The organism is Micromonospora craterilacus (assembly GCF_003236315.1).
GTDB lineage: Bacteria > Actinomycetota > Actinomycetes > Mycobacteriales > Micromonosporaceae > Micromonospora > Micromonospora craterilacus.
The window spans coordinates 21323-31374 of sequence record NZ_POTY01000051.1 but is presented as its reverse complement, the minus strand read 5'-3'; the positions used below and the strand labels follow the sequence as shown (position 1 = coordinate 31374).

The window sequence follows — 10052 nt, the reverse complement described above, 5'->3', positions numbered from 1 at the left end:
GTCATGGTCTGGACCGCCGAACTCCTCGCCCAGTTCCTCGACCACGCCGCCGAACACGACCCCGACCTACACGCCCTCTACCACTTCATGGCCTACCGCGGCGCCCGCCGCGGCGAAGCATGCGGGCTCCGCGACTCCGAAGTCCGACTCGCCAAACGAGAGGTCACCATCAACAACCAGATCGCCGTCCACGGCCACACCACCCGTCAGAAAGCCCCGAAAAGCAAAGCGGGCAACCGCGACCTCACCCTCGACGCCGACACCGCCGCGATCCTCACCACCTACCGCGCCCGCCGCGCCGCCCAACGGCTCAAGGCCGGACCCGCCTGGCCCGACACCGGCCTCTTCTTCGTCCGCCCCAACGGACACCCCTGGCACCCCAACCTCGTCACCAACCGCTTCCGGAAACTCATCCGGCGAGCCGGACTACCACCCATCCGCCTCCACGACCTCCGCCACGGCGCCGCCACCATCGCCCTCGACGCCGGCATCGACATCAAAGTCGTATCCGAACAACTCGGACACACCACCACCACACTCACCCGCGACACCTACCAAAGCGTCACCAAAGAACTCCACCACAACGCCGCCGACGCAGTCGCCGAAAGAATCAAGAAAAAGCGCCGCAGAAGCGCCTGACCCAGCCCACGCAAGCAACTGCCGGGTAACCACCCCACCCCGGGCAACAAGCGGCCCTTCGGCCGGCTACAACGACCACCGCCGAAAACACACCGACACGCCGAGGGAAGTGAACCAACCTCGCTTCTCAAGATTCGCAGCCGGCGAGCACCAGCGGCGCGAGGTGCCCGAGCGGTGGATCGAGCGTTGACCGAGGGTGCACTTTATCGGCAGCCTTCTGACCGATTCGGATCCCGCCGTGTCGATCTTTCGATCCGTCGGGCTATGGTGCCGGTTGACCGAATCGGAGGGAATTCACCTTGGCCACCACCATGCGGGAGCGGACGGTTCAGTTCTACGAGATCGTCGATCTTGTGAACGCCGACCAAGTACGAGTCCACCAGCGCAACTGGCAGTCCGTTCTCCTGGAAGTAGGAAACGCCAAGCTCGACGAACGCACCCATACCACCCCGGATCAGACTCTGGTCGGCACCGTCCACGGGTCGGAAACCGACGGCGATCACCTTCTGCTTCACAAGGTCAAACGCGAGGGCGAGTGGCTCTCAACCATGAACATGGAGACGGGTGAGTGGCGCGAACTCGAACTGCGGGCAGCTGAGGGGTACCTCGACACCACCGTGATCGCGTTCCTCGGGTTCGGAAACGTGATCGGGCTAATGCAAGGCTCGGTCTCCGCACCATCGCATAAGTCGCTCGAGAACTGGATCAACGGCCTTCAGATCTTCACGAGGCCGATCCTCGTCAGGGCCCTGATGACGAGAGCAGAGGTCGAGCGACTCGCCGTCGCGAGCGGAGCCTCCCGGATTGAGATCAGACTGGGAGCCCACAAGGCGGAGGCTCTCAGCAAGAAGGACGGTCGGCTCGCCCGGATGCTTCGCACAGCAGCCCAAGACTTCGGCGACGTCAAGATCACCGTCACCATCAGCGTCCCGCGTGGCGGCGGCAGGGACGACGAACGGAGAGTCCTTCGCGAGGAGCTCAGCGAGTTGGCCGACGTTATGCCGGACGCTGCCGAGGTCGCGAAGGCCAACCTCGTCTATGCCAACGCGGAGGGCGGGGAGTACGTCCGGCTCTCGGAGTTCGTTGAGCACCACATCACGGCCAAACGCAGGGTGCCAACCGTTGATGATCAAGGAAATTCGGTCCGGATTCTGTCGGCCGTCCAGGTCATAATGGGGGCATCGGCCGAGCATGAGGACGAACTGCGTAGGGCAGCTGGCGTGCAGGACTGAGACCAGGAGGCTCCCATGTCCAAGCCCTCGATGATCGACAAGGCCACCGATGTCAGGGACTGGTTCTCGGATCACCCCGGGTTCGACTTCGTTGCCGCCGCCGTGATCGTGGGAGCCCACGCAGCTGTCGTGACATGGGGGAAATTGGGGGACTTCCTTATCTGGCTCGACTCCGACCGCCGGGCCGATCTCTACGCTCAGTCCGCAGCCGTGGTTGCCACGTTGGGTGGCCTCGCCGCGATTGGGCTAGCCATCTACCAGTCCGCGAGCGGGGACCGCACCAGGGCCATACGGGTGCTGTACGGGCGCGAGCTGCGAAAGAACTGGCGAAGCCTGTTGGTCATGGCCGGCGTGTCGGCCGGCGTCGCCTTCCTGGCCATGAGCCTTGATCATGACGGCGACCCGCTCAACGCGAGATTCCTGTTCGAGTTCGCGATAGCACTGGCGATCGTAAGATTCGGGCGGCTGGTCTGGATCTTCGACCGCATCCTCAACATCGCTGATCGTGACCTTGCCGATGCTCCGCGGCCTGAACCTGCGCCCCTTTCCTCCCGCTGGTCTTCATCCACAAAGTAATGTGCAACGTTGTAGCAGCTCCTCGACCTACAGCCGGCCGTGGCGACCTTGGTGGCACCAGCCTACGGGCGGCGACCGGCGGGACCAGCCCGGACCTGTGGATAGGGCGGCTCATCAGGGTGGGACGGCGGGCCACCGCTGACGGCGTTGGTCAACGCCTTGGCGCAGTTCGGTGCGGAGATGGCCTGCGGTGCCCAGCCGATCACCCGTCGCCCGTCCTTAGTTGAGGGGAAGTAGGTGATGTCACCGCACCGGCGGGTGTCGACATCGCCGGCGGATGTGGTGAAGTCCCGGCGGATCGGGTCCGCCAGTGCCGCTGTCGTCGGCCACGGTGGATGCCGCGCCACCGCCTCGGTGTCCGGCCGCACAACCCGGCGGTTCTTATCAGCCCGGGTGGACATCGGAGTTGGCTCGTGGATGGCTTCTCCTACCAACATCGCTGCCGACGGCCACGGATGTGACGCACCAGAAGCTAGGAGCTAGTCGGGCCGAGCAGGGGCTCGATGATCACATAGTGACAAAGATGTTGTAAGAGCTCGCGCGGATAGGGCGTAGGTCAAGGGCACCGGGCAGGGCGACCGTCCCACCTGTAACGAATCCAGGACTGGCGGACCAGGCGGCGGATGATGATGATTGCGCTGGCCAGTGCGACCCATGCATTCTGCACGATCCCCCGCCGGTCAGTCACCTTTGCCAGCGTCGCGAAACCTCGGTTGTGCCATGAGTTGGTCCGCTCGACGACCCATCGATGAGTGCGATTGATAGGCAGGAAGGTTCCTCTGGGAGTGATGTTCGGGGTGCAGCCCAGCTCGGCGAGCAACTCTCGGGTCCCGGCCGAGTCGTAGCCTGCGTCGAGATGGACGGTGATGGCCTCCGGCAGCCGGAACCCGAGCACGGCGAGAGTCTCGAGCGTGGGACGCAGGAGCGGGGAGTCGTTCCGGTTGGCCCCGGCCAGGACCCATCCGACCGGAATACCGCCACCGTCCACGAGCACCGATCTCTTGAGGCCTGACTTGCCGCGGTCGACAGGGCTGCGGCCCGTGTTCTCTCCTCCGCACGGTGCTTTGACGATGCACCCGTCGACCACGAGATCGTGCAGGTCGAGACCGACGGCCTGGTCGTAGGCCTCCAGGGCCAGGTGGTGGAGCTGCTCGAAGACGCCGGCGCGGATCCATTCGTCGCGCCGGGCGCGCATCGTGGTGGCCGAGCAGGACTCGTCAGCGTGCTGCTGATAGGTGCCGCCCAGGACGAGGCGGGCCAGGAGCTTATCGAAGACGACCCGGTCCGGGATGCGGGGCCGGTGGCAGCCCAGCGGGTGGGTGATGTTCCGTTCGGGAAGCAGCGCCTGGAACTGCTCCCACAAAGGGTCGGTAATGAAGGTGGGCAGGACGGGCATGCGGTCTTCTGATCGTCGTCGGCAGAGCGAAGGGGCAGGCCGCCGCGCCGCAGCCGTCGGGCTGCGGCGGGGCGGCTGCGCTGCTACTCGGCCTGCGGCTGCGCCATCGCGGCGGCCGGGGAGCCGCTGATGACCGCTGCGCCGACGATCAGCCCGGTGACGGCGAGGGCCGCGGCGATCAGGAACGGGTCGCCGGCATGCAGGGCCGGGGCGAACCCGACACCCACGTAGATGGCTACGCCGGCTGCTCCTCCGAGCTGGTCGGCTGCTCGCTGGACCCCGGAGGCGATCCCGGCGTCCTCGTCAGTGGCCCCGCTGACAGCGATGTACTGCAGCCCCACGAGCCCGAAGCCCATGCCTGCTGCGATCAGCAGCATCGCCGGAAGCAGCCACGCTGCCCCGCCACCCATAACGGCCACGAGCGCGACCACTGCCATCGCACCTGCAGCAGCCGCGAGCCCGGTCAGCACGCACGCACGTGCGCCCCAGCGTTCCAGCAGCTGTCGGCGTACGGATTCCGCTACAGAGTCAGGTACGCGCTGACGTACAAAGATCCGCCCGCCCCGAGAAACAGCGTGACACTGGACATCGGCCCACCAGCCTCCGTGCCAAACGCCTACGCTCAGTTACCAGCACGCAGTCGGCCGACGCCCGGATCGCGGCATGTGCGTGCGCCCGCAGAGCTGTGCCGTCCCGTCTCAGGCTAGGGCCAGCATCCACTCCACGCCGTGGCGGGCGGCGGCGATGCCTGGCTCGCGGGATTGCGCGGTGAAGACGAGTACGCGGCCACCCTTGCGCGGGTACAGGTACACGCCCTGCCACCACGGTTCGCCCTCGTGCTCGTACGCCAGCTCGATGACCTGCACGTCACGGCCCATCTTGCGGCGGGCGACAACCGTCTGGCCCGGGGCGATCATCACATCCGGGTCGGCGATGTACACCGGGCCCTGCACGGAGATCGACGCATCGTGTTCCCCGACGAGGCAGTATGGGGCGACGGTCGACTCGACGCTGAAACCGGACGGCCAGACCGCACTGAAGCTGCTGGTCTCGATGACCCAGAACGGATGGTCCGGGCCGGGCTCCACGTCGACGATGCCGGGTGCGGAGTACGCGTCCGCTGGGTCGACGAGCGCCTTTGCCGGGCCGTCCGCCCGCCAGTTCGTTACAACCACAGCGTCGGATGCGGCGTCGGAACGTTCGAACGTGTATGGCCAATACGGCACCAGCACCACGCCGTAACCGGCGAGGCGGGCCAAGACGTGTCCCATGGGCGCGCACTGTAGTCATAGCAGCGCACCGATAGTTTCCCAGCCCTCCGCATTCACGGGGAGTACGGCACCTGACACGGGCTGGGACGCCCGCCGAAGGGTCTGGCCTGTTTCCTTCAGCTTTGACTACGTACGCGCTCATCGGCAGATCCGGACGCCGCCAGGAACAGTCCGCCGTCACCCAACGTGATTACTGAGTCGTTCGCGTCCCGACGTCGTTTGGCTCACTCGCGCTCTCGGACGCCGATCATCGCTATGTACGTCCAGGCGTACGTTGCTCTGCACTGGTGCCTGTACGCCGACAGCAGCCGGGGCACGAGCACCGAGGCCGCGATCAGCGCCACCGCCAGCGGCAGCATCGTGAGACCGGCCCCCAGCGGACCGATGCCGAGCCTGTCCTGCAGGTAGAAGGTGAACAGCAGGAACGAGGTCGACAGCGCGCCGCTGAGCAGCATCGTCGTCAGGTTCGCACGCACCCGGGCCCGGTCGGCGAAGAAGGCCAGCGGAACCAGCGGATTCGGCGACCTCGACTCGACCCGCACGAACCCGACAGCGGCCGCCGCTGCACCAACCAGTGCAGCCAGGCTCACCCTCAGGCTGGTTGCGGGCTCGCCCGCCTCGACGGCGGCGTAGACGAACAGCAGCGGGCACGCGGTCAGCAGGACCGCGCCCGGCAGGTCCAGGCGGACCCGCTCCCGCGAGGTCGGCCGGTCGGCCGGGACCAGGAGGAGCGCGGCCACGGCCACGACCAGGATGAACGGCACCGAGATCAGGAAGACCCAGCGCCAGCCCAGGTGGGCGGTGATGATCCCCGAGAGGGCGAACCCGAACACCAGGCCGCAGCTGGCCACGGCGGCCCACACGCTCAGGGCGCGCGACCGGCACGGGCCCTCAGGGAAGAGCAGCACGATGGTCGCCATCGCCGCGGGAAGCGCGAGGGCCTCGCACGCTCCCTGGAGCAGGCGCGCGGCCACCAGGACCGAAAACGAGGGGGCCAGGCCCGCCAGCAGGGAGGCCGCGCCGAACAGGGCCGTGCCGACCAACAGGGTGCGGCGGCGGCCCAGCAGGTCACCGAGCCGGCCGCCGAGCATCAGCAGCCCACCACCGGTGATGGTGTAGCCGACCACGACCCACGTCAGCGAGTGGCCGTCGACGCCAAAGTCCCCGCCGATCGAGGGCAGCGCGATGTTGACCACGGTCACGTCGACGGCGATGAAGAACTGCAGCATGGACATCGCGCACAGCACGAGCCATGCGCGCACAGGGGCGGGACTCTGCCCGCGAAAAGAAGAGGAAGTGCCTGAAAGCATCGATTGCTCCGTCGCTCCGAAGAGTTACCGAGCAGCACAAAGGGCCGCTCCGGACTGATCACGAAGCGGATGGACGTTCCAGGTGAGGTGTTGCTGTGAGCCGGACGTCCCGCCGCTAGCGGGACGTCCTGGTCACTGCCGCGCAAGCGGCCGAGCACGAAGCGCCTGACATGCGGCAAATGCTAGCAGCAGGCACCTGTGGCCCCGTGCAAGCGTCAGCGCCTATCCGCGCGACCTCTAAGCCAAAGCTGATCTACAGGGCAACCCCACCATCGCACGTCGCGGCTCGTCGATGATGCCAGCGGTGTCCCGTTGCGGCTACGTAGGATCTCGTATCGACCGCAGTACGCTTGTGTGGGACATCCGACGCACTGCGGTCCGGCTCGGGCGGCCCGAGCGCAGGAGGACAGAGCGGGCAATACTGACACTCGTGCCACGGTTAAGACTCAGGTGGTGGCGTTGCCGGCGGGACGCAGACATCGTAGTTCGATACCCTCAAGAGATGCCCTCCGCTGAGCCGGCCTACTTCGACCCGCTGTCTACAACAGATCTAACCAACACGATCTGTGAACGCTTTGAGCGTGAGCGCACCCGACCACTGATCAACGAGTTGCCATTCTTCGAGGGCTCGGGCCTCTACGCGATCTACTGCATCGCAGAGGGGTCGGATCTATACGACCCGCTTATCCCCTTCGACATTCCCGTATACGTCGGTAAATCACATTCTCACAGCAGCGCCACCGGGAAGCCGGCGAAAACTTCCCATCCACTCTGGTTACGAGTGGGGCAGCACCGCAAGTCAATAGGCGAAGTCGAAAGCCTCCGACTTGAGCAGTTTGGGATCAGGATTCTCCGCACTCCGGATGTACACTGTGATCTTGGCGAGAATGGGCTACGCGTCGGCTTTCAGCCGGTATGGAACAGCGAACTCACTGGCTTTGGCAGCAATGAGCAGGGGTCGACCACGAGAAGCAGCGCCAGGAGCCGGTGGGATACAGTTCACCCCGGGCGGCGACGGTCGTTCGGGGCCGAACCTCATGACCCGGAGGCCCTAAGGACAGCGGTACGCCAGCGCGTAGCGAGACAAGTCGCCAGTTGCCATCTGCTCCCCTGGCGGGCCCACATGCTCGGCCCCTCGTCTCGGTCATGCTGAGTCGGCAGCCTACCCTGTCATCCAACCTTTCGGAAACTCGCCGACCCTGAGGATGGGTCGGCGCCAGCCCATCCCGAGGCGTCAATTTCCGCGAGTCTGGCGAGTTCCACTCGCTTCTGCCGTTCCGCCGCCGCGGACGCGTAAGACGTCGTCTCATGGCTCAACGGGAACAATGAGAGGACGATCTATTGTTGCCTGGGCAGGCATGGCGACAGTGCGACTACCCGCGAAAGAAGGCGAATCGCCTCGGAATACGCCACATCCGATGATCAGCGCGCCAATGGTCTGGCGGATATTCAGAAGTCGGAGAGTCGGGTCGGCGTGGGGTGCGGGTCATCTGAGCCAAGTCCTGCCATTTGCGACGCGGAACGTGATCATGCTGCTTTCCCCTCGACGGCCCCGGTAAGCTCCCAGCGACTTCACCGCCGCCGAGAAGGACGAAGCATCCGTCGAGGCCGGCAATTGCCACCGGGTCGGTTGTTCTGAACACGGACAACCCACCAAATGCCGCGGCACATCAGCTCGTCCTACGGCATGGTCGCTGACGCGAGTCGGCGTCGCAGGTCCTCGACGACAGCGAGGGCCTCTTCCTCCTCGACGTCGCCGGCCCACCGCTGGCGCCAGGCCGAGCCGTCGGCGAGCACCACATCGAGGGCCCGCGCCGCCAAGTCCAGCAGCGACGGGCTGACCTGGATGTCTCCTCGTCCGAGGAACCACGGGGCGTAGGCCGAGTTCGAGGTCGGCGTGCCGGTGAGCGACTGGAGCGCGGTCGCGGCGGCGGCGACCGCTCGAGCGGCCTCGCCTGCGGTCGGCTTCGGTCCCCGTGCCGCGGCCGCCGCGAGGGCCTGCCGCAGATACTCGGTGCGTTGTTCGGGTGCGCTGGCCTCCAGGGCGCCGCACCACTCGACCGCGTCGTCGTTGTCGAACGGACCGAGATGCCAGACCGCCATCGCACCTCCCTTGCCCCGCGTAACCACACCACACTCACGGCGTCGACCACGTGCGGGATCGGCCGTTCGTTCGCCCACACCGTGCCGGGTAGAACGGCGACGCGCCCAGAGCCTATACCCATGATCGACAACTCCGCGGTACGATCCGGTCGTGTCTGAGCCGCCAGAGAAGCCAATCAGGGACCGCACCTCGGTGGAGCTCTTCGCGGGTGGCGGCGGTTTGGCGATGGCCGTCCATCGCGCCGGCTTTCGCCCTCTTCTGGTCAACGAGCTCGTCAAGTACGCGTGCGAGACCCTCAAGGCGAACGCGGCCACCCCACGGGGCGAGACCGAACATATCCCCTCACCTGGTGAGCGGTGGCCCCTGGTCGAGGGAGACGTACGCGACGTCGATTTCAACTACTTGTGGGACCGCGTTGACCTGCTCGCCGGGGGGCCGCCCTGTCAGCCCTTCAGCCTCGGTGGCGTCGCCAAGGGCGACGAGGACAAGCGCAACATGTTCCCGGAGATGTTCCGCGCCATCCGCCAGCTCCAGCCCAAGGCCGTCATCTGCGAGAACGTGCGCGGCCTGTTGCGTCCGTCCTTTAAGCCCTACTTCGACTACATCGAGCGTGAGCTGTGTCTGCCGTTCGAGGAACGCGACGACGACACCACGTGGCGCGAGCACGACGAGGTGCTACGGAAGCGACTCGACGAGGCGCCGACGGACCCGAAGCGGCGGTACGAGGTCGTCACCACGCGGGTCAACGCCGCCGACTACGGCGTCCCCCAGGTCCGCAACAGGATCATCATCGTGGCGTTCAGGTCCGACCTCGGCGTCGATATCAACCGCTTCAAGGAGGCCGTGCGCCCGCGATACTCCGAAGCGGCGCTGATCCGATCGATGCTGGACGGCTCCTACTGGAAGCGGCATCGGGGCGTCCCCGCCCATGTGCGTCGACGCGTCATGTCCCGACTGCCGGACACACCACCCAAGGCTGACGACGACACGCTTCCATGGCGCACCCTGCGCGACGCCATCAAAGGACTCGACGATCAATCCCGCCTTCCCCAGGTGCCGTGGGACCGACTCGACCGACGGGAGTACCACCTCGGTGGCGTCACCGACCACATCGGCTGGCCGGACGCGCGTATCTACGCGGGCCACACTCCGAACGAACTCGACCGACCAGCCAAGACGGTCAAAGCCGGAGTACATGGGGTGCCCGGCGGGGAGTCCGTTCTCCTGACCGACGACCCACTACCCGAACCCGTCGAGCGGGCTGCCTATCCCTACCGCCACCGCTACATGACCGTACGCGAGACAGCGCGAGTCATGACCTTCCCCGACACCTGGAAGCTCGCCGGCCCCCGCGGTGAGCAGATGCGCCAACTCGGCAACGCCGTCCCCGTCATGCTCGGCGAGTTCTTCGCCCGAGCCATCGCCACAGCCCTTGACGAGGCCGAGAGCCAGCCGTGACGCCATCGGCGCCGACCGAACAGCACTGGGCGGACAAACCACCAGAGCCGAGGGCGTGGAAGGGAC

11 protein-coding genes are annotated in these 10052 nt (G+C 66.3%); 5 read left to right on the top strand and 6 right to left on the bottom strand.

What is annotated here, in order from left to right:
- The 3 genes from C1I95_RS10970 to C1I95_RS10960 form a co-directional block, all read left to right on the top strand.
- Nucleotides 1–639: site-specific integrase (locus tag C1I95_RS10970; protein WP_146605694.1), on the top strand; the 639-nt coding region annotated here is incomplete at its 5' end.
- A 299-nt stretch (nt 640–938) separates the two neighbouring features.
- Nucleotides 939–1871, top strand: a complete 933-nt coding sequence (locus tag C1I95_RS10965) for a hypothetical protein (RefSeq protein ID WP_146605693.1) — start codon at nt 939–941, stop codon at nt 1869–1871.
- Nucleotides 1872–1886: 15 nt separating this feature from the next.
- The gene (locus tag C1I95_RS10960; RefSeq protein ID WP_111213689.1) at nt 1887–2447 is read left to right on the top strand and encodes a hypothetical protein; all 561 of its coding nucleotides are present in this window, start codon (nt 1887–1889) and stop codon (nt 2445–2447) included.
- Between the two features lie 62 nt (nt 2448–2509).
- Here the strand turns inward: C1I95_RS10960 and C1I95_RS10955 are convergent, their stop codons facing one another.
- From C1I95_RS10955 to C1I95_RS10935, 5 genes are all read right to left on the bottom strand, one after another.
- Nucleotides 2510–2848 (bottom strand): hypothetical protein, encoded by a 339-nt coding sequence (locus tag C1I95_RS10955; RefSeq protein ID WP_146605692.1) that lies wholly within the window; start codon nt 2846–2848, stop codon nt 2510–2512.
- 155 nt (nt 2849–3003) lie between these two features.
- Nucleotides 3004–3843 carry an IS5 family transposase gene (locus C1I95_RS10950; RefSeq protein ID WP_111213687.1) on the bottom strand — a complete coding sequence of 280 codons (840 nt, stop codon included), beginning with the start codon at nt 3841–3843 and terminating at the stop codon, nt 3004–3006.
- 83 nt (nt 3844–3926) lie between these two features.
- Nucleotides 3927–4313 carry a hypothetical protein gene (locus C1I95_RS10945; protein ID WP_199523693.1) on the bottom strand — a complete coding sequence of 129 codons (387 nt, stop codon included), beginning with the start codon at nt 4311–4313 and terminating at the stop codon, nt 3927–3929.
- Between the two features lie 228 nt (nt 4314–4541).
- On the bottom strand, nt 4542–5114 hold the full coding sequence (locus C1I95_RS10940; protein WP_111213686.1) for a hypothetical protein: 573 nt from the start codon (nt 5112–5114) through the stop codon (nt 4542–4544).
- Between the two features lie 224 nt (nt 5115–5338).
- Nucleotides 5339–6349, bottom strand: a complete 1011-nt coding sequence (locus C1I95_RS10935; protein WP_199523692.1) for an MFS transporter — start codon at nt 6347–6349, stop codon at nt 5339–5341.
- Between the two features lie 367 nt (nt 6350–6716).
- On the opposite strand from C1I95_RS10935, the gene C1I95_RS37215 reads away from it, so the two are divergent.
- The gene (locus C1I95_RS37215) at nt 6717–7577 is read left to right on the top strand and encodes an Eco29kI family restriction endonuclease (RefSeq protein WP_369122536.1); all 861 of its coding nucleotides are present in this window, start codon (nt 6717–6719) and stop codon (nt 7575–7577) included.
- 527 nt (nt 7578–8104) lie between these two features.
- Here the strand turns inward: C1I95_RS37215 and C1I95_RS10925 are convergent.
- Nucleotides 8105–8527, bottom strand: coding sequence for a DUF4259 domain-containing protein (locus C1I95_RS10925; protein ID WP_111213684.1), 423 nt, complete (start codon nt 8525–8527; stop codon nt 8105–8107).
- 151 nt (nt 8528–8678) lie between these two features.
- On the opposite strand from C1I95_RS10925, the gene C1I95_RS10920 reads away from it, so the two are divergent.
- Nucleotides 8679–9986 carry a DNA cytosine methyltransferase gene (locus C1I95_RS10920; RefSeq protein WP_111213683.1) on the top strand — a complete coding sequence of 436 codons (1308 nt, stop codon included), beginning with the start codon at nt 8679–8681 and terminating at the stop codon, nt 9984–9986.
- Nucleotides 9987–10052 lie beyond the last annotated feature (66 nt).

What these genes read in the sequence shown, in the direction of transcription:
- C1I95_RS37215 (WP_369122536.1), top strand. Translation starts at nt 6,717, where the DNA reads ATGATGCCAGCGGTGTCCCGTTGCGGCTACGTAGGATCTCGTATCGAC.
- C1I95_RS10950 (WP_111213687.1), bottom strand. Translation starts at nt 3,843, where the DNA reads ATGCCCGTCCTGCCCACCTTCATTACCGACCCTTTGTGGGAGCAGTTC.
- C1I95_RS10940 (WP_111213686.1), bottom strand. Translation starts at nt 5,114, where the DNA reads ATGGGACACGTCTTGGCCCGCCTCGCCGGTTACGGCGTGGTGCTGGTG.
- C1I95_RS10955 (WP_146605692.1), bottom strand. Translation starts at nt 2,848, where the DNA reads ATGTCCACCCGGGCTGATAAGAACCGCCGGGTTGTGCGGCCGGACACC.
- C1I95_RS10960 (WP_111213689.1), top strand. Translation starts at nt 1,887, where the DNA reads ATGTCCAAGCCCTCGATGATCGACAAGGCCACCGATGTCAGGGACTGG.
- C1I95_RS10925 (WP_111213684.1), bottom strand. Translation starts at nt 8,527, where the DNA reads ATGGCGGTCTGGCATCTCGGTCCGTTCGACAACGACGACGCGGTCGAG.
- C1I95_RS10935 (WP_199523692.1), bottom strand. Translation starts at nt 6,349, where the DNA reads ATGTCCATGCTGCAGTTCTTCATCGCCGTCGACGTGACCGTGGTCAAC.